Source organism: Clostridium beijerinckii (assembly GCF_018223745.1).
In the GTDB taxonomy this organism is placed as follows: Bacteria; Bacillota; Clostridia; order Clostridiales; family Clostridiaceae; genus Clostridium; species Clostridium beijerinckii.
On the sequence record NZ_CP073653.1, the window covers coordinates 1,741,585 to 1,766,193 of the forward strand.

Genomic DNA, 24,609 nt, shown 5'->3' on the forward strand with positions numbered 1-24,609 from the left:
TATTGAAATTCTAAAAAGATTAAATGTATTTAAATAATGAAATGACAGAGCATAAGTAGGATAAGAATTTTTTTGTTAAATACTTATATAGCTTTTGAATTACTTGAACTATCATCTTTTACTTTTACCGTTTGGCCAATTAAAAATATACATATCCCTATTAAGATAATTAGTGATCCGATAATTTGATTATAAGATATGGATTCTCCGAGTATTAAGAATGCTAATGTACACGTTCCAACAGGCTCACCTAATATACTCATGGAAATAGTTGAAGCACTTAACCACTTAATTAGCCAATTTAAAACTGTTTGACCAAGTATTGTTGAAATTAATGCTAAGCAGAAGAACCATAACCAATCAGAGTTTGCATAGCCTATTAGGGGATATTTTAATATGACAGAATATGCTAATAAAAATATACTACTGCTTAAATAACAAATGAAAACATAAGCAACTAGAGATAAATTTTTTCTTACACTTTGTCCGATGAGGAAATATGCTGTAATAACTCCAGCTGCTAGTAAAGCAAGTATATCTCCTATCAAGGCTATCCCACCAATTTTAAAATCTCCAAATCCGATTATACAGCTTCCGAATATAGATAAAAAACCACCAAATAGTGATAGTTTCTTTAATCTCTCACCAAAGAAAAAATAGCTTCCTATAAAAGCAAATAGTGGCTGCATAGTTACAAGAACAGTTGAACTTGCAACTGAAGTAAAACGCAAGGATTCAAACCAAAGTATATAATGTATTGCTAGAAAAATTCCTGATGAAAACACTGCCGCTAATTGTTTGAGCTTCAATTTTTTTATTTCTAATAAGTATTTTTTGTTAAATAGTATTACAGGCAATATCATCAATGTTGAAAAAACTAATCTATATGTAGCAATGATTGGAGCAGGCGCAGTTGATAGTTTTACAAATATAGCAGATGTAGAAATAGCTAAAACTCCAAAAAATAAAAAAAGGTAATGTATAATTTTATGTGAATTCTTCAAAAAGATTACGTCCTTTCTAAATAAAAATAATTTCATAATATTTCTTTATAAATATGATTATATGATTTAAGACTTCTTTCAAATGTATAAAGACGAGTAACTTGTTTATCATGTATATCTGTCTCTTACTTGGTGTATTCTTCTGTTTTCAACTTTTGAGTCGCTTTTGTGGTAGAAATTTTATCCATATGATATGTGAACTTTAACTATCATATAATATGTTTGTTGAAAGTTCAACTATTATTATAGATAAGCCAATTATAAGTTAGATTTATACTATGAAATATATCCCAACTAGAAACTGGAATAAAAGCATATTATTCATTTCGACGAGTTATATGCATAAGTTCAGGTCTTAGTTGGGTTATCTATAGGTTCATTATTTATAGTTTAAAAGTATTTATTATATAGGTCATTTATAATTATTGATTACGTTTCTGATTGTTTTAAATTCTAAAGAATATTACCATATTAGAATATATATTCTTCAGAATATGCTTATAAAATGCGGGTTGAAAGGATTCTAGTATGAAAAATGGAATTGATTTTAATGTTATTCTAGAGAAGGAGTCATGTATCTATAATAGAAGTAGATAAGGTTTCGCTTAAGAAGCAGTATACAGATGTTACTTTATATTTTTCTATTTGAAAAAGTGGAAGAGTTACTGGGGAGGTATCTGATAAATTTTAGAGTGATTGTAAACATTAAAGATGATTGTGATATTGTGAGTTGATAGTCATGAAATTGCAGATAAAGAGTTGGAACTAGAGTATTAAAAGGTAGATACGGAATTACAGCTGAAGCTATAGAAAGAAGATATTATGAGTGATTAGGGAATTTGAAAGAGATATTTGATATTTGTAATGAAATAAATATATATGATACAAATAAATTTAAGCATGTACTTATATATGTGATGAAATGATTAAATGAAAAAGAGATATAATTCCTGAGCGGAGTAGAAAGATTTTAAAATAATGTTAGGGGTTATTAAAATACAACAGACTCTTTTGATAAAACATAAGGGGAGTATGTACACTAATATACAGTAATGCTTAAAAAGCCCATGGTTACGCCATTTTATATATAGACAAGTAGTTTCGGCTTTTAGTGGTTTTTTGTGCCGTAGTGGGAAAAATAGTGGAAAAATTATAGCTGCTAGTTAAGTGATATCAATGCTTGAAAGAAATTTGGAAAATAAAATTAGATTTATTATAAAATAATAAGATATTGAATCAAGAAGCAATATTATCTTAGTGGTCAAGATAAAGGCCAAGATGGTGGTCAAGATGAAGATATGAATGAGACAATTAAACTTTATCAGAAAATGACAAATCAAAGATGAATTCTCTAGAAAAATATAATAGTAAAAATATATAGAATAATAGAAGTAATTATAGAGCAACCTTGTAAATTCAATAGATAAAAGTGTTTATATTGATAATTGGTTAGGATATAATATAATAAAAGTATTATTTATCGGAGGAAGTTCTATGGAAAAGATAAATGAAAAAAATAATTTATATGATCAATTTTTAAAATATTCATATGCAGATTTAAAGGAATTGTTTAAAAGAGCTAAAACAAAAGAAGAACAAGATTTTTATATTGCTTTATCTGAGATAGTGCTGCAAAAGGAACAAGAAAGAGTAATAGGTAAAAATTAATGGCTACTTATACTATATTTGCAGGAGTAAATGGAGCAGGAAAAACATCGATATATGAATCTATTTACTATGAAAGAAATAAGAATGAAAAAAGAATAAATACAGATGAGATGGTAGCAAGAATAGGTTCATGGAAAGATAATAATCTTCAAATCAAATGTGCAAGGGAAGCGGTAAAGCTCATAAACTACTATATAAAAAATGATATATCATTTAATCAAGAAACTACTCTTGCAGGCAAAAGTATTATTAAAAATATAGAAAGAGCAAGGCAAAGAGGTTTCTATGTAGTTATAAATTATATTGGAGTTAATAATCCTAATATTGCTAAAGAAAGAGTTAGAATTAGGGTATTAAAAGGTGGACATGGAATTCCAGATGAAGCTATAGAGAGAAGATATTATGAGTCATTAGAAAATTTGAAAGAAGTATTGAATGTATGCAATGAAGTAAATATATATGATAATACAAACAGATTTAAGGATGTAGCTTATATATGTGGTGGGAAAATTAAATGGATAAGAAATATTATACCTGAATGGAGTAGAGATATTTTAATAAAATAGATGATTAAAATAAAGTTAATGTAAATTGAATGATAATGATAAATTTAACACTAAAAATGTTTCAAAAGAAGCTTAGTTTTTTGTACTAGGCTTTTTTTGTTATAATCAAAAATGAAAGAAAACAGTTAATATTAAAGTATAGATTGTTGAAATAAATGGTAATTTGTAATATAATAAAAGTGCCCTATAAAGTAATGTTTTGCTGTTATAGGGGGATTTGGTATTCTTTGTCAAGATGTAATTTGAATAAGAATAAGATAATAAGTGAGAACAGTATAAGAACTAACTTGTGCATTTCACTACCTCCGATTAATATGCCTGTAGAGCTATTAATAATATAATCATATACCAATAAGTATCGTGGAGGGATGGTAGAGATTAATACATATATGGAGAAATCTAATATACGTATTGATAAGTTTCTAAAATGCTTATTAGCTTTTGATATCTACCGGTCGTATGGCTAATAAGCTCTTTTGGAGGTAAAAGGATGAATAGAAATGTTGTTTTTAAAAACAAGTATTATACTCATTTGGATATTAAAAAAGATTATGTTAAATATGAAAATATGATTAAAAATACTAACTGGATACAAAAACATGGATTTTATCCGTTTATACATTATGAAATTATATTTAACAAATATGTTTATGATAAAGATACTGGAATAAAGGAAAAACGAGAAAAGAAACGAGATATTTTTTATTCATCACATATTGATAGATTTATTTACCAATATTATGGACAAATACTTAACGAATGCTATGACAAAATTTCTATTAATAGAGGTATTAATAAAGTAGCCACTGCATATAGAAATAATCTTAAGGGCAGATGCAATATACATTTTTCAAAGGAAGCGTTAGAATTTATATGTAAATGCAAGAGTGCATTTATATTTGTTGGTGATTTTTCGGTTTTTTTTGATAACTTAGACCATGACTATCTTAAGGATAAATTGGTACAAGCATTGGATGTTGAAAGATTACCAATAGAGCATTTTTGTATTTATAAAAATATAACACAATATACATATATAGAACGTGATGATATTGAAAAAGACAAAAATAAAAAGATAAAAGAAATGCTAAAAGAACCTAAATATTTTACAACTGAAGAATTTAGAAAATTTAAAAAATTATATCTAAAAAAGAATGAAAATAGTTATGGAATACCGCAAGGGTCTGCTATAAGTTCAATTTATTCTAATGTTTATATGCTAGATTTTGATAAGCAAGTTAATGATTATGTAACAAGTAAAAGAGGCTTGTATAGAAGGTATTGTGATGATTTAATTATAGTTATTCCAATTCAAGATTCAGAGATTATAAGTAAAAAATACAATGAATACATTAATGAGATAAATAGAATTGCTAAAAGTATACCAAGATTAGATTTAAATCCAAGTAAAACAGAGCAATTTATATATGATAGTCAGGGAAATGATAAGCTTATTAATCTAAATACTAATAAAAATATTTTAAATTATCTAGGGTTTAGTTTTGATGGACAAGTAGTGAAAATAAGAGAGAAAAGCTTATTTAAATATTATTGTAGAGCTTATAAGAAAGCAAGAACTGTTAAGAAATATAACGGCAGTAAATACGAATTTACTTTAAAAAGAAAATTATATAAACTTTATACTCATTTAGGTGATTATAAGTATAGTAAAGAATATGGAAATTTTATTACATATGCAAGACGATCGGAAGAAATATTTAACGAAAGTAATATTTTAAAAAATGAAATTCACAATCAAGTAAAAAAACATTGGGCTAAAATAAATAACAAGATGAAAGAATAGATAGGATGTAATTTTAAGATTGATATAAAACTCTATTAAATTTAAATAAGCTAGGCCATTGGCCTAGCTTTAATCAAACATACAATTAATTTTCGCATATTCCTTCTTATTCTTATCTTTATTAATTTCAGCATAAACAAGCATAGGCATTTTAATATCAGTATGGCCAACCCAACCCATAACAGTACGTGGATTAATGTCTTTACTTAGGCGGTTGGTTATAAAGATATGTCTTAAATTATGGTAATGTATATCTGTTTTAATTCCAGCTTTTTTTTATGCAATTTTTAAATGTCTATTTGTTTTCTTATTATCTATATAATCACCATTTTCTTTGCAGAAGATTAGATTATTGTTCAAATATAATTCACCGAATTTTAGTTTATTCTCCATATTCTTTTTTTATGAGAGATTTTATTATAGGTTTAAGCATATCTGGAAGAGGTACTTCTCTTATACTAGTTCTAGTTTTGGGAATAGTGACTCTATTTTCATATATCTTTTTACCTTTCTTTATTATTTTTATCAGAAATAATAGTAAACTTTATGCAAATAGTAATTAAAAAATATTCAATTTTATGTCATAAGAAATATATTAATAAAATTATTATCAATATACTTTAACAATTAGTGGCAAATACAATTGCAATTATAGCCAATATTATTTAATGCCCAAAAGGAAAATATTAAGGTAAGATGGATTTATAACTAGAATATTACAAAACGCTATAAATGCCATGATTACAGGGTTTAGAGGATTAATTACTGGTAAATGTAGGATTTTGTGCAGAAATGGGAAAAGAAGTGAGAAACGTATAAAAAAGCTGTACTACAAGGCATCTAAGCCAAGTAATACAGCAATCCACCAAAACAAATGGTGCCGCTGGCCGGATTCGAACCGGCACGATATCACTACCAGAGGATTTTGAGTCCACCACGTCTGCCAATTCCATCACAGCGGCATGTAAACTGACAAAAATTATTCTACCATGTCTTAAAGAATATTTCAATAGGTATTTTTAATTTATTTTTATTTTTGGAAAATTAATTTATAATATCCATATAAAAATACATAATGAAAGTATTAGACAAAATTTTATCTAATTAAAGTTAATATAAGATTTTTATTCATTTGTAGTTCGGATTTTCAAATAAAAGTAGATAAATGTGCATAAATTTTTAAATAAAGGTTGTGGGGAATCAAATCATTTGCTAGAATAGGAATAGGGAAAAGTGCCCCACTGGGTTATTTTATGCCCAACTACAATTTTAAACTTAGAAATAAGATTTAATAATTTGTAATTATCTATTAATTAGGGAGGAGCAAAAATATATGATGTATTCAAAAGAAGTTGAAGAAATGTGTGTACTTGCTAAAGGTCCTAATCACGGATCAGCGCCAATTCCTGTAGAAGGAAGATGGGTTCAATCTAAAGAAGTAACTGATATATCAGGATTAACTCACGGAATAGGTTGGTGTGCACCACAACAAGGAGCTTGTAAATTAACATTAAACGTTAAGGATGGTATAATCCAAGAAGCGTTAGTTGAAACAATTGGATGTTCAGGAATGACTCATTCAGCTGCTATGGCTTCAGAAATATTACCAGGAAAGACTATATTAGAAGCATTAAACACAGACTTAGTTTGTGACGCTATAAACACAGCTATGAGAGAATTATTCTTACAAATCGTTTATGGAAGAACTCAAACTGCATTCTCAGAAGGTGGACTACCTATCGGAGCAGGACTTGAAGATTTAGGAAAAGGTTTAAGATCTCAAGTTGGTACTATGTACGGAACTTTAGCTAAAGGACCAAGATACTTAGAAATGGCTGAAGGTTATGTTACTGAAGTTGCTGTAGACGAAGATAAAGAAATCATCGGATATAAGTTTGTTAACTTAGGAAAAATGATGGAAAGCATTGCTAAAGGCATGGATGCTAACGAAGCATTAGAAAAAGCTAAAGGTCAATACGGAAGAGTTGCTGACGCTGCTGAATTATTAGACCCAAGACATAAATAATTATTTGTAAAGGAGGATTTTTAAAATGGCATTATTTGAAAGTTATGAAAGAAGAATTAACCAAATCACTCCAGTATTAGAAAAATACGGAATGAAAACTATGGAAGATGCTAAAGCAGTTTGTGCTGAAGTTGGAGTAGATCCATATACAATCGTTAAGGAAACTCAACCAATCGCATTCGAAAACGCTGGATGGGCATACGTTTTAGGTGCTGCTATAGCAATAAAGAAGGGTTGCACTAAGGCTGCTGATGCTGCTGAAGCAATCGGAGAAGGATTACAAGCATTCTGTATCCCAGGTTCTGTTGCAGACGACAGAAAAGTTGGTTTAGGACATGGAAACTTAGGAGCTATGCTTTTAAGAGAAGAAACTAAATGTTTCGCATTCTTAGCAGGACACGAAAGCTTTGCTGCTGCTGAAGGTGCTATTAAAATAGCTGAAAAAGCTAACAGAGTAAGAAAAGAACCGTTAAGAGTTATCTTAAACGGTCTTGGAAAAGATGCTGCATTCATCATTTCAAGAATCAATGGTTTCACATATGTTCAAACTCAATTTGACTACTACACTGGAGAAGTTAAAGTAGTTAAAGAAAAAGCATACTCAAACGGAGAAAGAGCAAAAGTAAGATGTTACGGTGCTGACGACGTTAGAGAAGGTGTTGCAATCATGCATAAAGAAGGAGTTGACGTATCAATCACTGGTAACTCAACTAACCCAACAAGATTCCAACATCCAGTTGCAGGAACATACAAGAAAGAATGTATCGAACAAGGTAAGAAATACTTCTCAGTAGCATCAGGTGGTGGTACAGGAAGAACTCTTCACCCAGATAACATGGCTGCAGGTCCAGCTTCTTATGGTATGACTGATACTATGGGAAGAATGCACTCAGATGCACAATTCGCAGGATCTTCATCAGTTCCAGCTCACGTTGAAATGATGGGATTAATCGGAGCAGGAAACAACCCAATGGTTGGTATGACTGTTGCTGTAGCTGTTGCTGTTCAAGAAGCATTAGCTAAATAGTCTGAAAATCAAGGTTTTACTGGTTTAAGAGTGAATTAATTAGCTAATATAAATACTCACACTATATTAATTTAATTATTAATGGGTGTGGGTATTTTTTATACATGATTTTAGTACCCACGGCTTTAGGAAGGGGTACTATTTTTTTATGATAAAAATGAATAGAAAATATATTGAATATTTGCCAGTAGATTGTACTTATTTATTCTCAACAGTTCAAGGTGAAAAATGAAAGAGAGAGGACTTACAAGAGCCATAGAAGACTACAACAAAAGCAAGGGAATGAACGTACATCAATTCACGCCTTTAGGCACTGGTGGGCAAAAAAATCAGTATTAAACGGTGTTAATATAGTTGGATTATAACATCTATTGGGACATTTAGAGATTTTAAAGCGCTACATTGAGATGTTAACAGAAGATTTGAATTACGAAAATATTGCACAAAATCCTTTGGAATCTATTAAGTTGGAAAATTCTAAAGGGAAAAATATTAAGTTAAGAAAGTAGGTGTTGATATGCAAATAAACATTAATCATAATAAAACAACTAATGGATTTAATGAAATAATAATTACATTAGACATATATGAATTGAAAGATTAAAAAAGATTATTGAGACTTTAAAAAACTAAAAAAATAGATAGATTATTACCATGTTATAGCCTAAGTCCTTCATAAGGATATGGCATTAGAGCGGTTCAGGGTAACTTAATCGGAGGTAGTCAAAATATTGAAAGATATGATATGTAGTAGGGAGTTGACGCATATAAAAAGACTATACATAGAGTTTTCTATGTAAATTATGTTTGCAACGGTACGTGATTCGTATACACGTCGAGGCTCTAAAGAGCGATATTGTAATTTCTTCAGTATTTTTTTGAGTTGCTGGAGAATTGCGTCTAACTCAGATAAAAAGCGTATAGTTACTTAGGTATGAAGTCAAGCTTAACTTTAAAAGTATTCAGTAAATTACAAGTCCTTTAGAAAGACTTCGAAACTGAATAAAGTTGTTTTGAATTATGTACTTCATGAATTTCCTTATTTTTATAATATGCAACAATATGTTTGTCCAAATTTTGTGATAGTATAATCATAAATTTATTACTTGGGGAGAAAAAACTTAACAACTTATTTAAAATAGATTTTCTTAGGAATATTCTATATTTTAATTGAAATAATTTAAAATTGTTCATAATAATACCTCTTTTTATTTAATTTGATTTAACCCGACTTTTACATTTTATAACATAAGAGGAAACTAATCAAAGAAAATCGTATTACAAATAATGATAATTTTTTACGATAATATTACAGGATAAAAATATAAATTAAATAGATTTATATAATTTAGTTAAATGGAAAAGGATAACTTGTTTTACTAGCCAAGTTATCCTTTAAAAGATTATTATATTTTTTTAATAAGTAGAAGGACAAATATTTAATAAGAAATTATCTTACATTATTATTATAGCAAATAGTCATTACAAAATTATGTTAAATATGTTAATTAAATATAAACAATTTCTTAAATAAATTTAAGGATTGGTAAACAATTGAAGAAAAAAACAACCTGCTTAGGGGAGCAGGTTGAACTTATAAAGGTAAAATACATTTACCAATACGGGGGTAAAATAATAATGCTTTAATTATTTTACAATTACTATTATAAAATACAAATATTAAATAATTCTTTATTACTTATTAAATTAATGTGAATAAATTAATAATACACTACAAAAAAAGATGACTTACTTTAGGGGGATAAGTCATCTTTGATAGGAGTTTTATAATATGTTCTAGTCACTTTACAATAATATTATAGGATAAAATTGTAAATTGTGTCAATATATAAATTCTATAATAAAAAATAAAAAGGATAATCTGCTAGGGTGCAACAAATTATCCTGAATACTGTGTTATAAATATTTAATAGGGGTAAATATTTATGAAAAAAAGTTTTATCAACCTTATGTCTTTATTATAAGTGGTATTTGTGACAGTATTATGTCAAGTTAATAAACTTAATATAAACATTTTATAAAGAAAAATCAAATAATACAAATATGTTTATATGTTCCTAGTTAAATTTATTCATAGAAATATATTTACCTAGAAACATAGATACAAAGAAAAATATATACATATATAAATATTTATAGGAAGCATGCGGGTTAGAGGTGAAATTTAAAAATGGTTTTTAAATAATAGCTATCTTTTGAATTATTATTTATGCTAAAATTATACATAAAAGGTATATTTATAAATGGTTGTGATATAAGCAATAGAGATGTTATAAAATGAGCTTAACGGGAGGAAAGAAAATGGCTTCGAATATAGAGTTTGTAGAATATGTATGCGAACAGATAAGTGGTGCAGGAAGAATAACGTATAGAAAAATGTTTGGAGATTACGGAATCTACTGTAATCAAAAAATAATAGGATTAATATGTGATAATCAATTCTTTTTAAAGATAACAAAAGGAGGCAGAAATTTATTATGTGAAGTTATAGAAGCCCCTGCTTATGAAGGAGCAAAACCTTCCTTTTTAATTGAATCTTTAGATGATAGAGACTATTTAACTGAAGTTGTATCAGCAACCTATGAAGAATTGCCAATGCAAAAAGTTAAAAAGAAAATAAAAGGGAAAAAATAATAGGGGTGAGGAGTTTGAAAAGGGCGAGAGTAGCAGAAATAACAGCAGAATTTAATTCTAATATAAAATCGGTTTGGAATATAGTAACAAATAATAATGACTATAGTTGGCGTAGTGATATTAAAAAAATTGAAATTTATAATAATGGTAAAGAATTTATTGAATACACTCATAACGGGAATGCTACAAAGTTTATTATATCCAAAAAGGATGAATATAGTGAGTATGCTTTTAATATGGAAAATAAAATGTTTACTGGATTTTGGAAAGGTAGTTTTTCAGAAAAAGAAAATGGTGGAACTAAAATAGTATTTAAAGAGAATGTCTTTATTAAAAATCCTTTTATCAGGATTCTTTCATATTTTTTTATGGATTTAGGGAAAATACAAAATACTTATATTTCAGATTTAAGAAAGAAGCTGGGTGAGTAATGAATATTAGAGAACAAATAATTAAAAAATATTTTAAATCTTGGTTAGAGAATAATTGTTCAGTATTAAAAGATATTTTTGATTCAAATGTAAGTTATAGCGAATGTTATGGTCCTGAATATCATGGAATAGATACAGTTGAAACATGGTTTAAAGAATGGAATAAACGTGGAAAAGTATTGGCTTGGGATATAAAGCAGTTTATTCATCAGGGGAATATATCAGTGGTTGAGTGGTATTTTAAATGTAGATATGATGGAGAAATTGAAGAATTTGATGGAGTATCGCTTATTGAATTTAATGGTGATAATTATATCGTAAGCTTAAAAGAATTCCAATCTAAAATTCCACATTATTATCCTTATAGTAATTAAATTATGGTTTATATTGATAAGTTACATATAAGGAGAAGCTATGAAAAGTTCTGAAGGGCAGCTTAAAAATAGAGTTGTATACAATTATAGAGTAGATAAATGAATATACTAATTTAAATGAAGATTAATTACTAGAATTATTGAAATTAATCTTTATTTAAATTATTTTTTATAAGTTATTGACACATTCTTCCTAAAATGCTATTCTAACCATAGAATAGGTGGGTGGAATGAATATGACACAAATTGAGGTGATACTTTTATCACTTTTATATGATAAAGATTATTATGGATACGAATTTGAAACTGTAATAGAACAAAGAAATATGAGAGGGTGGACGGATATTGGATTTTCGTCAATTTATAATTCTTTGAATAAACTTGAAAAGAAAGGCTATATTGGTTCCAGATATGAAAAAGAATATGGTTCGCCTAAGAGAAAAGTATATTTCATAAAAGAAGAAACCAAAGTGATTATTAGGAAACAGATTATAAAAATGATAAGCGAATATAAGAATGACCCTAGTGAATTTGATATAGGCTTATTATTTTCTTATTTAGTGACCAAGGAAGAATTTAAAAAAGCTTTAATTAACCATAAAGAAAATTTGAAAGATAGAAAAGAATTCTTAAATAAAAGATATGATCAGCATCCTACAGCAAAGGAGAGGCCACATATAAAAGCATTGTTTGAAAGACCAATAGCATTTATAGATACTGAGATTTCTTGGATTGAAAACTTTATTAATGAAAATTTTTAGGTAAAGCTGATTATAGTGGAGGGGTGCTATATGGTGGGCAAGGAACAGTCCAAACTGCTATTGCAAGTGGTACTCCTATTGTTGGATTTGCAATGCAGCCAGAACAGCAGATAAATCTTGATAATGTAGTAATGAAAGGTGCTGGAATACGAATACCAATTAACAGATGGAATGCACCAAAAATACAATTGGCTATAAGAAATATAATTAAAGACACTTCCTATAAAGAAAATATAAATACATTAAAAAAATTGTTAGAATCCTCAGACGGTAAGAAAAATTCAGCGCTTGCCATATGGGATTATATACTTAATAAGTTAAATCAATAAAAATGATTGGAGGATAAGAGAATGAGTGATGTGTCATCAGTTAGTAATGCATTTAAAACTTTTATGAAAGAGGCGCCGGAGTATCAAGAGATATGGATGGAGACAGTTCAAAAATTAGATTCAGTAAGTAAACTTGATTCGAAAACAGAGGAACTTGCATATATTGCAGTTTTAGCTTCTTCAAGACTTGAAGGTGGTCTGCCTTTTCATGTTAAACATGCAAAATCTCTTGGAGCAACAAGAGAAGAAATAATAAGCGCTGTTTTAATAGGATTGCCAGCCGTAGGTAATATAGTAATTCAATCATTACCAATAGCAATTAATGCGTATGATGGTGAATAAATATGGAGAATTTATTTTAGTTTTAGGTATTATTTTTATAGAATAAAATAATATTATATTAAAATAATAATATTTATAAAATATTACAGACAAATAGATAATTTTTTAACGAATATTTTATGTAAATTTAGATTAATAATGATTTTAAACGACATAAAAATACAGATATATTGATGTATTTTGTTATAAAACATCAATATATAGATGAAAATGTATTACGAAAATAAGTGAAATTATGTTGGAATATGGTAGAATATAAGTGGGTATAAAAATAGGGTATAAAAAATATGGTTTGTGAGAGATGGTAATCACCAAAAAAGGCTAAGTAGTTAATACTTAAGCCTTTTTTTGATATTGAATTATATTATTGTTAAATATTTAACTTACTATATGAATGTAGAGTGACTTTGATATAAAAAGTTACAAAATTTGCTATGAGATTAAAGTGTTATACAATTTTATTAGAGTTATTAGTCTTATATGAATTAAATATAGTAATAAATAATAAAAAGGATAACTTGTTTAAGGGAATCGAGTTATCCTGAATACTGATTTGTTGTATATTTATTTAATAGGAGAACAATTAATATAAATTGTTTATAATATTATAATAAAGGATAATTGTGGCAATATTATGTCAATTAAAAAAAGATTTTTACTAAAATTATGAGAAGATTAAGTGCCAGTGTACTCGATTTAAATAAAAGGAAAATAGTGAATAAATTGAATAATTCAACAAAATATGCTATGATATACCTATATTATGTATAGAAAATAATTACTATGTAGATGAGGAGTGTGGGTATTTCATGAATATAAACAGTGAACTTAAGAAAGTTATCAATGATAAATTGAAGATAAACTCTGAGGTTGAGTTTATCGCGGGATTGAAAGATATAACTTTATCAGATATTGATTATATTGAGAAGTTATCTGCAGTTAAAAATTTGAAATCAAAATTAAATTATCAAATTGTAGATAATACTTATATAAAAATTGATTGCTCATTGTAACAAAATATAAGATTAAGAACAAAGAAGATAGATATTATTAAGATTAGAACAATTAAGCAAAAGAAAAAATGATAAATAGAAATATGAATTAATTTATTTGAAACGACATTACATTAGCATATTTTATTTGAAGTGTTGTTTCATCACATTAGTTTGAAATACAGAAGCTAGGATTAAATGTTCTAGCTAATTTTATATAAAAAATAATATTTTGTTATAGGAATATTATAATAAATGGATTTAAATAAAGATTTTTAAAACATATGAGAAGAAAAGAATATTTTTAACCCTATAAGATAGAAAATTAAATTTTATCCTATAGGGTTAATATAAACAATTATTGAATTTTAAATTTTAGAATCATTTCACTAAGCGTTTGAGCGAGATCAGCTTGACTGTTAGCTGTTTGTGATACCTGTTCTATAGCTTTAGTAGCTTCATCCATGCTTTCTTTGATTGTATCTATTTGTTCAGTTGACTTTTGTGTTGTTGCAGCCATATCTTGTACAACCTCACTTACTTGGCCTATAGTAGCTGTAAGTTCTTCTGACATAGATGCGATTTCTTCAGACATTTTACTTACAAAACTTGAATCATTATAATACTGAGTACCTGTTTCTTGATAAGCATTAAATTGATCATTTACTTCATTATCAATAAATTTTAGTATGTCAATTCCGGTAGTTATACTGCTATTAAATGCATCCTGTACTTTAGAAATAGTTTTTTGAATTGATGTTACTGCGTCTGATGATTGTTCTGCTAGAGTTTTTACTTCTTCAGCAACAACAGCAAATCCCTTACCGTGTTCTCCTGCCCTAGCTGCTTCAATAGCTGCATTTAGAGCTAATAGGTTAGTTTGAGCTGATATATTTCCAATAGTATCAGCCATGATTTTAATGTTATCAACTATTTTACCATTCTCAATAACCTGCACCATTTTGTTCTCTTTTTCAGAATATAAGTCTTTTGTTTGTTTTATAGCGTTTTGGCTATTTATTTGGACTGTTGTAGCTCTTTCTTTTGATTTATTCGCATTATTACTTCCATCAGAAGCTTTTTCTGAAAGTTCATTAATATTTGAATTGACTTCTTCAACTGAGGCGCTTATTTCCTCTGTAGCAGCACTGGATTCTTGCATTCCGCTAGCAATGTCATTTATTGCTTTATCAATGTTTACAACTCTAGAGGTTAATTCTTGTGCAGTTGCAGAAAGTTCCTCGCTTGATGCGCTTATATCTTGCGAATTTTCCATAATTCTTTTAATTAATTTATTTACATTCGCTTGAGCTTTATTTAAAGCGACTCCTGTTTGTCCAAACTCATCTTTCCTTTTAAATTCAATTGGTGTTGAGAAATCATAAGAAGCCAGCCTCTCAGCATATTCTTTCATTTTTCCAAGAGATACACTTATGTTTTTTGATATAAAAATTCCAAGAGCTATCGCGATTATTAATCCTATGCCAGTTAGTATAGACATAGTTATGTTAGAACGTACGTAGATTAAATTATTCTCAGTATTAGAATTATCAGCAGAATTTAAATTTAATTGTATAACATTATCAAGGCTATGGAGCATTTGAGTTTCGATTGGTTGCATGACCTCAAATTGATTTTGAGCTTTATTAAAATCACCTAGATCAACTGCTTGTATTATTTTATTTCTGGCATTTCGATAGTTTACTACGTTATCTTTAAACTCTTTATAAGCAGAAACTTCATCTTGAGGATTGTCTAACTTTTCATAATAAGTTATGTATTGATTATCATCTTCTACTAAAGACACTATATTATTTTTTGACTGATCTATTTTAAATTTATCTTTTTCATGCATTAATGATAAAATATTTGATCTAATCTGAAACATATTTGATTTTATAGATAAGTTGTATTTAACACTTTGCAAATTATTGCTATACATTTTTTCAGAGTTATTATTTATAGTCCTTAGGGACATAGCTCCATCTACACCAACGATGCCAATTAGGATGGCGACCGCTAAAAAGGATATAATTAATTTTGTTTTTACACTTTTCACTGCGTTCACTTTTGTTCAACCTTCTCTCATAATTTTGATTAATTATTCCCTAAATTAGTGATGTCTAAAATTAGGATTTTAGAATATTTATTAAGTATAATTAATATTTATTTGATTTTATTATAAGCCATATGACAATCCCTGTAAATCTTTGTACTGATATTTCACCTTTATAGACATATGAATTAAGCACTTATGATAACTGCTAAAAATAAAGTGTTAATTGCATAACTAAAAGCTGCGTGTGGAAGAATACATTTATTAGTAAGGAAGTCAAGGAGGTGAATTTATGGAAAACCAACATCTAGCACCAAATGAGACAATGCAAGTTCATGAAATGTTAAACTTCAAAACTATATGCATGACTACATCAAAAATGATGGAAGGTGTAGTCTTCGATCAAGATCTAAAGGCATTATTAGAAAAGGATGTACAACAATCTATAACAGCAATAAGTAACTTACAAAATTTATTGAAAAAAGCTCCTAAAATAAGATGAGAATTTTATATATAAATTGTTTGTAAAAATGCTAGAAAACAAAGGAGGGAAAATTATGATTAATGATTATTTAGAAATAAGAAATGCGGAGGGTATGCCTAAACTTGTGGATGCAAATATGTCTCTAGGCTTTTTATTAAATGCAAAAAGTGGTGTGAGAAATTGCGCGATTGCATTGACTGAGGCGACAACTCCAGAAGTGAGAACTGTTTTAAAGAATCAGTTAAATGATGCAATTCTTATGCATGAACAAATATCAAATCTTATGGTAGAAAAAGGCTGGTTCCATCCAACAAACCTAGAAAAGCAATTTCAAATGGATATTGAATCATCTACAACAATATCTCAAATTGCTAGTTTAGATTTATTTCCCGGAGATACAAGTAGAAGTGGTATGTTTGCAACACTAGAAAAATAACAAAGGAGGTAATTGTTTAATGAAGGCTGTAACATTTCAAGGAATAAAAAATGTAAAAGTTAAAGAAGTTAAAGATCCTAAAATTCAAAAAGCTGATGATATTATTGTTAAGCTTACAAGTACAGCGATATGCGGTTCTGATTTGCACTTAATTCATGATATGGTTCCAAACTTACCACAAGATTATATCATAGGACATGAACCCATGGGGATTGTTGAAGAGGTAGGACCGGAAGTTACGAAATTGAAAAAAGGTGATAGAGTAATAGTGCCTTTTAATGTAAGTTGTGGAGAGTGTTTTTATTGTAAACATGATTTAACATGTATGTGCGATAATTCAAATCCCAATGGAGAAAATGGAGGATTTTTTGGATATTCAGATACATTTGGAGGATATCCAGGAGGCCAGGCAGAGTATATGAGAGTGCCTTATGCTAATTTTACTCCTTTCAAAATTCCAGAAGATTGTGAAGTAGAGGATGAAAAATTATTGTTGATGTCGGATGCAATGGGAACTGCTTATTGGAGTGTAGAAAATGCTGGGGTTAAGAAAGGTAATACTGTTATTGTGTTAGGTTGTGGGCCTGTAGGACTATTAGCACAAAAGTTCTGCTGGATGCACGGTGCAGAGAGGGTAATAGCAGTTGACTATATCGATTATAGGTTAGAGCATGCAAGGAGACATAATAAAGTTGAAACTGTTAATTTCGAACAACATGAGAATACAGGGGAATATCTAAGAGAAATCACTCATGGTGGAGCAGATGTAGTAATAGACTGTGTTGGAATGGATGGAAAAATGACACCAATGGAGTTTTTAGGATCAGGTTTAAAACTTCAAAGTGGATCATTAGGTGGATTCGTTATAGCTACTCAGGCAGTGAGAAAAGGTGGAATGATTCAAGTTACTGGAGTTTATGGAGGAAGATATAACGCATTTCCTTTTGGAGATATAATGAATCGTAATATTAATATAAGAACAGGTCAAGCTCCAGTTATTCCATATATGCCAACACTTTATAAATTACTTGCTGAAGGAAAAGTAGATCCAAGTGATATTATTACTCACAGATTGCCCCTTGATCAAGCGCCATATGGATATGAAGTATTTGATACAAAAACTGACGGATGTATTAAAGTTGTTCTAAAGCCATAGGAAAAGTTTATTTATTAAGGAGGGTAAAAAAATATGAATGATCAAAGTATTGCACCAAATGAAACTATGCAGTTGCATGAAATATTAACATTCAAAAATACATGTTTAACTAAAGCTCTTACTATGTCACCATTAGTTTCTGATGAAGAATTAAAATCAATATTGCAACAAGAGGTATCTGTATCAGAAAAACATATTGAAGAGTTGAGAAGTCTTATGGAAAAATCTAATATTGCATCTTCAGAAGAATAAATACTATATTTTAGAAAGGAGACGGAATTATGAATGGATTAATAGAAAGTCTTACAGGAATGAGTAAAATGACTGATCAAGTTATAGCTACTGACTTTTTAATTTCGGCCAAGAGCGGAGTACAAAATTATGCAGTTGCGATAACAGAATCAACTTCATTAGAAGTTAGAGCTATATTAAAGAAGCAATTACAAGATGCAATTCAAACCCATGAAAAAATATCAAATTACATGATGGAGAAAGGTTATTACAATGCTTATGATTTAGGCGAGCAGTATAAGGTAGATATGGAAACAACAGATACAACGTTGGGTCTTACAAAGAATTTAAAGTGATTCAGAGAACACATGTGACCCAATATAATAAAATATGATAGAAAAAAAGAATGACTTATTTAGGGGAATAAGCCATTCTAAAATACTATTTAAAAGTATTTTTAAATTAGGGTTAATAATAATGCTTTAACTACTTTACAAATATTATTATAATAGATTTATGTTACAGAAATGTTACAGAATGATAAATTTATTATAAATAATCAATAAAAAGTTGATTAAGAAAATTAAAATTTTAGCAATAAGGGGGAGTACAACTGATGTATTCGCATGAGATTGATTATAAGATAAAAGGTGACGATATACAATATGTAGAAATTGAACTTGATCCCACAGAAACTGTAATAGCAGAGGCTGGAGCAATGATGATGATGGATCCAAACATACAAATGGAAACCATATTTGGAGATGGATCAAAACAAAGCGGCAGCAGTTTTATGAATAAAATTTTTTCGGCGGGAAAAAGAGTGCTAACTGGAGAAAGTTTGTTTATGACCGCATTTACAAATTCGGGAACATTAAAAGAAAAAGTTTATTTTGCGGCACCTTATCCAGGAAAAATAATTCCTATGGACTTGAGTTTATTAGGAGGAAAACTAATATGTCAAAAAGATGCTTTTTTATGTGCTGCTAAAGGTGTATCTGTAGGAATAGATTTTAGAAAAAAGTTAAGTGTAGGCTTTTTTGGAGGTGAAGGGTTCATACTCGAAAAATTAGAAGGGGATGGCTTAGCTTTTATACATGCGTGTGGTGCAATAGTTGAAAGAAACTTATTGCCTGGAGAAACATTAAAAATAGATACTGGATGTTTAGTTGCTATGACTAAAGATGTGCATTATGATATACAATTTATAGGTGGAATTAAGAATACACTTTTTGGCGGGGAAGGAGTATTCTTTGCAACTGTAACAGGGCCGGGAAAGATATGGGTTCAAAGCTTACCATTTAGCAGGCTTGCGGAACGTGTATTTGCAGCAGCTCCAACTTCTGGCGGAAAAAATAGAGAAGAAGGCAGCGTACTTGGAATGCTTGGAAATATTTTAGATGGAGATAATTAGAAGGAAAATAGATTTATACTGATATATATATGATGGGAGTAACATAAGTTATTTATGATTTTACAACTTATGTTATTTTTTTATTAAAACAATTAGAAGTTTGTCACCGATTAGGGTTAAAAACTATATCTTTATATATTATAATTAAGAAGGGATAAATTAGGTAAATAATAATAAGTTATATAATAAAGAAAATAAAAGGCACTTTACAGTTGATAATCATTATCATATAATAAGTAGAAGAAAGGAGTGGATCTATATATGAATGAGAAAAATAAAGATTTAACTAAAAATAAATTAATCGGAAAAGATCTATTAAAATATATTGGCCCAGGAATTTTAGTTACAGTAGGTTTTATAGATCCAGGAAATTGGGTATCAAACATTGCAGCTGGATCTAATTATGGTTATAAACTACTTTGGATTGTTACTCTATCAACAATAATGCTTATAATATTACAACATAATGCTGCTCACTTAGGAATAGTAACAGGATTATGTATTTCGGAAGCAATTAATAAACATATAAATAAATTTTTAGGACGAGTAATTACAATAACAGCAATGTTAGCAGCAGTGAGTACTGCTATGGCAGAAGTATTAGGAGCTGCAATAGCTTTGGACATGTTATTTAATATTCCATTAAAATTAGGTGCATTAATTTCTGCTGTAGTAATTATATTTATGCTATTTTCCAATTCATACAAGAAAATAGAAAAAGTAATAATTGGATTTGTATCAATTATAGGAATATCATTTATATTTGAAACTTTCTTAGTGAATATAAATTGGGGAGAAGCAATACGTAGTGCAGTTGTACCTAGCATTCCAGTAAATTCCCTACCAATAATAATGAGTGTATTGGGGGCTGTAGTTATGCCACACAATTTATTTTTACATTCAGAAGTAATCCAGAGTAGAAAATGGAATTTAAAAGATAAGTCCATATTAGAGAGACAGTTAAAGTATGAATTTATGGATACAATGTTATCAATGATAATTGGATTTATAATAAATAGTGCTATGATTTTAGTAGCAATAACATTTTATAATAATAATGTTCAGGTTACCGAACTTGAACAAGCTCAAACAATGTTAAAACCATTGCTTGGAAATTCAGCTTCGATAATATTTGCTATAGCATTGCTTTTTGCTGGATTAGCATCATCAGTTACAGCTGGTATGGCTGGAGGATCAATATTCGCTGGTTTATTTGGAGAAGAATATGATATAAACAGTAAAAGCAGTAAGATTGGAGTATTAATAACTACACTGGTTGCCTTAGTTATTATATTTTTTATTAGCAATCCATTTGAGGGATTACTTTATTCCCAAATGCTATTAAGTATACAATTACCAATAACAATTTTCACGCAAATATATTTAACATCATCAAAGAAAGTAATGGGAAAATATAAAAATACTACATTAGAAAAGATTGTTTTATGGAGTATTGCAGGAATAGTTACTATTTTAAATATTATGCTATTAGTAAGTTCGTTTTAAAACAATATAATAATTCATAATTATAAGAGGAGCAGTTGAGCTCCTTTTTTTGGCGTGCTATATTTTTCTTACATGAGTTCAAAAGGTAGATGCGTAAAAAGTCTACATATATGAAAAGAGTGCTAAGCACAACCACAATCGCCGTAATTTATATTAGGAGTTTACAAGAAATATAAAAATGTTACTATGAAGCAGAATAGGTAATCTGCTTTTATTAGGAAGTTTATATTTAACTTGCTTTATTAGAGGAATGATTAATTAATGAATAATTTGGAAAATAAGTTAAAAAGTATGGTAAAATTAGAATTAAATAAATATTGTAGAAATAATAATTTCTGAAAGGAACTGATATTAAATGAGAATTTTAGCATATAGTCATAGGCGTGATGAAACACAGTATTTCGAAGAATTTAGTAAAAAGTATAATGTTGAAGTTGTTTCATGTAATGAGGAACCAAGTTTAGAAACAGCACCTCTTGCAAAAGGTTTTGATTGTATCAGTATAATTACAACAAATATAAACTCAGAATTAGTTGGAAAATTTCATGAGTTAGGTGTCAAATTTATATCGACAAGGACTATTGGATATGATCATATAGATTTGAAAAAGGCTAAGGAACTTGGGGTTCGTGTAGGGAATGTGACGTATTCACCAAATAGCGTAGCTGATTATACTATAATGTTAATATTAATGGCAGTTAGAAAAGTCAAACTTATAATGGAAAGAAGCAATGTGCAAGACTTTTCTTTAAGAGGTATTCAAGGCAAGGAATTACCTAACTTGACTATAGGTGTTGTAGGGACAGGGAAAATAGGAAGGACTGTTATCAAACATTTAAGTGGTTTTGGTTGCAAAATATTAGCACATGATATATATGAAAATGATGAAATGAAATCAAATGCTAAGTATGTAGATTTGGACAATCTATTTAAAGATAGTGATATTATAACATTGCATATGCCAGCAACAGACGATAATTATCATATAATTAATAAGAAAGCCATTAAATTAATGAAAGATGGAGTCTTTATTATTAATACTGCCCGTGGATCATTAATTAATACAAATGATTTAATACATGGAATTGAAAGTAAAAAGATAGGAGGAGCTGCTTTAGATGTTATTGAACAGGAATCTAATATTTATTATAGTGATCTAAAGGGAGAGACTTTAAAAAATAGAAATTTAGCTATTCTAAAGTCTTTTCCTAATGTAATAATAACACCTCATGCAGCTTTTTATACAGATCAAGCGGTAAGTGATATGATTGAAAATTCAATAAAAAGCTGCATATTATTCTCAGAAAATAAGGAAAACCCATGGGAGATAGATATATAATATTATAAATATAAGTTACAATACATAAATCACTCTTTCTTGCTAAAACTATTAATATTTCAGATTAATAAAATACTAAGGAGAGATGAAATATGTTTGATAAAATCCAATTACCATATGCATTTGATGCATTAGAACCATATATAGATGCAGAAACAGTTGAAACACATTATAGTAAGCATCTTCAAAAATATGTAGATAATTTAAATTCGCTTATAAAAGGCTATGAGCAGTATACAGAAGGTAAATCTTTAGATCAATTGTTAGCAAATGTGAATGAGTTGCCAGAAGAAATTAGGCAAGGAGTAATAGATCAAGGTGGAGGTGTATCAAATCATAATTTGTATTTTGCACTTCTTTCGCCAACTCCCAAGAAAGCTCCAGAAGGAAAATTATTAGATGAGATACATAATACATTTGGTGATTTATATACTCTAAAGACCGAAGTAAGTAATGCAGCTATAGGTCAATTTGGATCGGGTTATGGTTTTTTGGTTAAAGATAAAGATGGAAAATTATCAGTGAGAAATACACTAAATCAAAATTCACCTGCTATGAATGGGGTTGTTCCAATTTTGACCATAGATGTGTGGGAACATGCTTATTATTTAAAGTATAAAAATCTAAGAGCAGATTATGTAAAAAACATATGGAACTTAATAGATTGGAAAAAAGTAGAAGGTCTATATTTAAATTATACAATTTAAATACTTTTAACGATAAAAAATAAGACTAGAGAGTTGATGTGTTTCTCTAGCCTTGTTATATTTGTAAGAAATGGATAAAATTTATTTGTTACCTAATACAATGAATCATTATAAAAATAAGGTTTCCAGTTGTTATAAATCTTTTCATGCCTTATACAATAAGTAATGTCTTCAAGGTTTATAGTGGAGTTTAAAAGGTTAAGCTTACTGCTAAAGGAATCAGAGAAAGCTTTAAAAGCATCAGGAATCGACTTAGCAGATAAATTGAAAGTTTCAAGCGGTTCAAAACTGCTTTCACCGTTTCTGTTTAAAGATATAATTTCATAAGCATCATTACTTGCTTCTTCCACTAACTTATTTATATTTCTTTTTAAGTTTATATCATAATTACTTGGATAAGTTACTTCTAAGTTAATTCTATAACAAATATTTCTGGCTTTTACGCAAGGCATTTCGCTAGCAATTTCGTTATCATCCAAATAACCTATTGTCTTAGTCATAACATCTTCTTTGATATCAGGTATATCTATTGAAGCCAGAGTTTTAGTATAGACATCCTTACTTCCATTTAATGAATATTCCTTTTGATTATTTAGTAATAATGATTTATCACTTCTGTTTAAATCTATGCAATCATTGCATTTTTCTTCTGATTCAGAATCAGATCTATAGCATATGAAAGAATCTATTCTTCTTAAATCTAATCCGAAATAGACCCAATTTCTACGGAACCATCTAAAACCAGATACTGTACGTCTGTTAACACTTAATAAGAAAGTCCAATAGTTATTTCCATTCTCTTCCCAAATATATGTGTATTTATAAAGACAAAATCTTATAGAGTTAGAACTAACAGCTTTAGCATTTACACCACCGCTAACTCCGACTTTTTGAACTCCAGAATCATTTTTTTGGGGGACATAATTAGGTGGTGGAGATTTAGGTGCTCCAGGAGGATTGAATACACCACCGCCAGGGTAATTAAAATTTGGAGAATTATCATAATCAAAATTAGGAGGATTAAAATTAAAGTTAGGAGGATAGTTTCCTGGAGGCGGAAAACCTCCACTATTTGGTGTAAAAGGTGCACGTTTTTTATCAGCAGATTCATCTAAAATTGGTGAAAATTCAAAGCTATTAAAGTCTTCGAAGTTCATAGTATCGTCACTAATGAACTCATTATCAATTAACATTTATATTTTACTCCTCAGAAATTAGTTATAAATAATATATTCATCAGAGTTTCAGATTGTTATAATTTACGTTAATATAATTCTTGAACTTTTATATTCTTACATAAA

The 24,609-nt window shown here is 28.7% G+C and carries 25 protein-coding genes and 1 tRNA gene; 21 read left to right on the top strand and 5 right to left on the bottom strand.

From position 1 onward, the window contains the following. Positions 1-83: 83 nt before the first annotated feature. Positions 84-1,040, bottom strand: a complete 957-nt coding sequence (locus tag KEC93_RS07940) for a DMT family transporter (protein WP_077869477.1) — start codon at positions 1,038-1,040, stop codon at positions 84-86. Positions 1,041-2,498: 1,458 nt separating this feature from the next. Here KEC93_RS07940 and KEC93_RS07945 point away from each other — a divergent pair. The 3 genes from KEC93_RS07945 to KEC93_RS07955 all read left to right on the top strand — a co-directional run bounded on the left by KEC93_RS07945 (position 2,499) and on the right by KEC93_RS07955 (position 5,042). Further along, on the top strand, positions 2,499-2,672 hold the full coding sequence (locus KEC93_RS07945; RefSeq protein WP_105412195.1) for a hypothetical protein: 174 nt from the start codon (positions 2,499-2,501) through the stop codon (positions 2,670-2,672). Further along, a complete protein-coding gene (locus tag KEC93_RS07950; RefSeq protein WP_077869476.1) occupies positions 2,672-3,238 on the top strand; it encodes an ATPase in 567 nt (188 codons plus the stop codon). Before KEC93_RS07945 ends, KEC93_RS07950 begins: the two co-directional genes overlap by 1 nt. A 490-nt stretch (positions 3,239-3,728) precedes the next feature. Next, the gene (locus tag KEC93_RS07955) at positions 3,729-5,042 is read left to right on the top strand and encodes a reverse transcriptase/maturase family protein (protein ID WP_077869475.1); all 1,314 of its coding nucleotides are present in this window, start codon (positions 3,729-3,731) and stop codon (positions 5,040-5,042) included. 69 nt (positions 5,043-5,111) lie between these two features. Here KEC93_RS07955 and KEC93_RS26820 read toward each other — a convergent pair whose 3' ends face one another. Continuing rightward, positions 5,112-5,306 carry a hypothetical protein gene (locus KEC93_RS26820; protein ID WP_307725812.1) on the bottom strand — a complete coding sequence of 65 codons (195 nt, stop codon included), beginning with the start codon at positions 5,304-5,306 and terminating at the stop codon, positions 5,112-5,114. A gap of 611 nt (positions 5,307-5,917) precedes the next feature. Then, positions 5,918-6,004, bottom strand: a tRNA-Leu gene (locus KEC93_RS07965). Positions 6,005-6,375: 371 nt separating this feature from the next. On the opposite strand from KEC93_RS07965, the gene KEC93_RS07970 reads away from it, so the two are divergent. The 9 genes from KEC93_RS07970 (at position 6,376) to KEC93_RS08010 (ending at position 14,000) form a co-directional block, all read left to right on the top strand. Next, positions 6,376-7,068, top strand: coding sequence for an iron-sulfur cluster assembly scaffold protein (locus KEC93_RS07970; protein ID WP_011968823.1), 693 nt, complete (start codon positions 6,376-6,378; stop codon positions 7,066-7,068). Positions 7,069-7,093: 25 nt separating this feature from the next. Further along, positions 7,094-8,095, top strand: a complete 1,002-nt coding sequence (locus KEC93_RS07975; protein WP_011968824.1) for a GGGtGRT protein — start codon at positions 7,094-7,096, stop codon at positions 8,093-8,095. Positions 8,096-10,417: 2,322 nt separating this feature from the next. Next, positions 10,418-10,750 carry a TfoX/Sxy family protein gene (locus tag KEC93_RS07980; protein WP_011968825.1) on the top strand — a complete coding sequence of 111 codons (333 nt, stop codon included), beginning with the start codon at positions 10,418-10,420 and terminating at the stop codon, positions 10,748-10,750. 14 nt (positions 10,751-10,764) lie between these two features. Further along, positions 10,765-11,181, top strand: a complete 417-nt coding sequence (locus KEC93_RS07985; RefSeq protein WP_011968826.1) for a hypothetical protein — start codon at positions 10,765-10,767, stop codon at positions 11,179-11,181. After that, a complete protein-coding gene (locus tag KEC93_RS07990) occupies positions 11,181-11,555 on the top strand; it encodes a nuclear transport factor 2 family protein (protein WP_023976376.1) in 375 nt (124 codons plus the stop codon). The genes KEC93_RS07985 and KEC93_RS07990 overlap by 1 nt, the downstream gene beginning before the upstream one ends. Before the next feature lie 236 nt (positions 11,556-11,791). Beyond that, positions 11,792-12,316 (top strand): PadR family transcriptional regulator, encoded by a 525-nt coding sequence (locus tag KEC93_RS07995; RefSeq protein WP_236892160.1) that lies wholly within the window; start codon positions 11,792-11,794, stop codon positions 12,314-12,316. Between the two features lie 23 nt (positions 12,317-12,339). Then, the gene (locus tag KEC93_RS08000) at positions 12,340-12,645 is read left to right on the top strand and encodes a glycosyltransferase (RefSeq protein ID WP_238893124.1); all 306 of its coding nucleotides are present in this window, start codon (positions 12,340-12,342) and stop codon (positions 12,643-12,645) included. Between the two features lie 21 nt (positions 12,646-12,666). Continuing rightward, complete coding sequence (locus tag KEC93_RS08005; RefSeq protein ID WP_017208795.1) at positions 12,667-12,987, top strand: carboxymuconolactone decarboxylase family protein; 321 nt, start codon at positions 12,667-12,669, stop codon at positions 12,985-12,987. Positions 12,988-13,796: 809 nt separating this feature from the next. Beyond that, positions 13,797-14,000: a hypothetical protein gene (locus tag KEC93_RS08010; RefSeq protein WP_077831202.1), complete on the top strand. Its 204-nt coding sequence runs from the start codon at positions 13,797-13,799 to the stop codon at positions 13,998-14,000. Positions 14,001-14,337: 337 nt separating this feature from the next. Here KEC93_RS08010 and KEC93_RS08015 read toward each other — a convergent pair whose 3' ends face one another. Then, complete coding sequence (locus KEC93_RS08015; RefSeq protein WP_077869679.1) at positions 14,338-16,047, bottom strand: methyl-accepting chemotaxis protein; 1,710 nt, start codon at positions 16,045-16,047, stop codon at positions 14,338-14,340. A 280-nt stretch (positions 16,048-16,327) separates the two neighbouring features. Between KEC93_RS08015 and KEC93_RS08020 the strand changes: the two genes are divergently transcribed. The 9 genes from KEC93_RS08020 (at position 16,328) to KEC93_RS08060 (ending at position 23,308) form a co-directional block, all read left to right on the top strand. Then, on the top strand, positions 16,328-16,537 hold the full coding sequence (locus KEC93_RS08020) for a hypothetical protein (protein WP_017208797.1): 210 nt from the start codon (positions 16,328-16,330) through the stop codon (positions 16,535-16,537). A gap of 55 nt (positions 16,538-16,592) precedes the next feature. Further along, positions 16,593-16,955, top strand: coding sequence for a spore coat protein (locus KEC93_RS08025; RefSeq protein WP_023976371.1), 363 nt, complete (start codon positions 16,593-16,595; stop codon positions 16,953-16,955). A gap of 19 nt (positions 16,956-16,974) precedes the next feature. Then, the gene (locus tag KEC93_RS08030) at positions 16,975-18,111 is read left to right on the top strand and encodes a zinc-dependent alcohol dehydrogenase (RefSeq protein ID WP_017208799.1); all 1,137 of its coding nucleotides are present in this window, start codon (positions 16,975-16,977) and stop codon (positions 18,109-18,111) included. A 33-nt stretch (positions 18,112-18,144) separates the two neighbouring features. Then, entirely contained in the window at positions 18,145-18,363 is a 219-nt protein-coding gene (locus KEC93_RS08035) for a spore coat protein (protein WP_041895638.1), read from the top strand. Positions 18,364-18,392: 29 nt separating this feature from the next. After that, positions 18,393-18,698 carry a spore coat protein gene (locus tag KEC93_RS08040; protein ID WP_017208801.1) on the top strand — a complete coding sequence of 102 codons (306 nt, stop codon included), beginning with the start codon at positions 18,393-18,395 and terminating at the stop codon, positions 18,696-18,698. A gap of 260 nt (positions 18,699-18,958) precedes the next feature. Then, entirely contained in the window at positions 18,959-19,756 is a 798-nt protein-coding gene (locus tag KEC93_RS08045; protein WP_011968832.1) for a TIGR00266 family protein, read from the top strand. Positions 19,757-20,017: 261 nt separating this feature from the next. Next, positions 20,018-21,262: an Nramp family divalent metal transporter gene (locus KEC93_RS08050; RefSeq protein WP_023976367.1), complete on the top strand. Its 1,245-nt coding sequence runs from the start codon at positions 20,018-20,020 to the stop codon at positions 21,260-21,262. Positions 21,263-21,617: 355 nt separating this feature from the next. Continuing rightward, on the top strand, positions 21,618-22,601 hold the full coding sequence (locus KEC93_RS08055; protein ID WP_077869680.1) for a D-isomer specific 2-hydroxyacid dehydrogenase family protein: 984 nt from the start codon (positions 21,618-21,620) through the stop codon (positions 22,599-22,601). 92 nt (positions 22,602-22,693) lie between these two features. Then, entirely contained in the window at positions 22,694-23,308 is a 615-nt protein-coding gene (locus KEC93_RS08060) for a superoxide dismutase (protein WP_077869681.1), read from the top strand. A 92-nt stretch (positions 23,309-23,400) separates the two neighbouring features. Here KEC93_RS08060 and KEC93_RS08065 read toward each other — a convergent pair whose 3' ends face one another. Then, a complete protein-coding gene (locus tag KEC93_RS08065; RefSeq protein ID WP_077869682.1) occupies positions 23,401-24,501 on the bottom strand; it encodes a hypothetical protein in 1,101 nt (366 codons plus the stop codon). Positions 24,502-24,609: the final 108 nt, after the last annotated feature.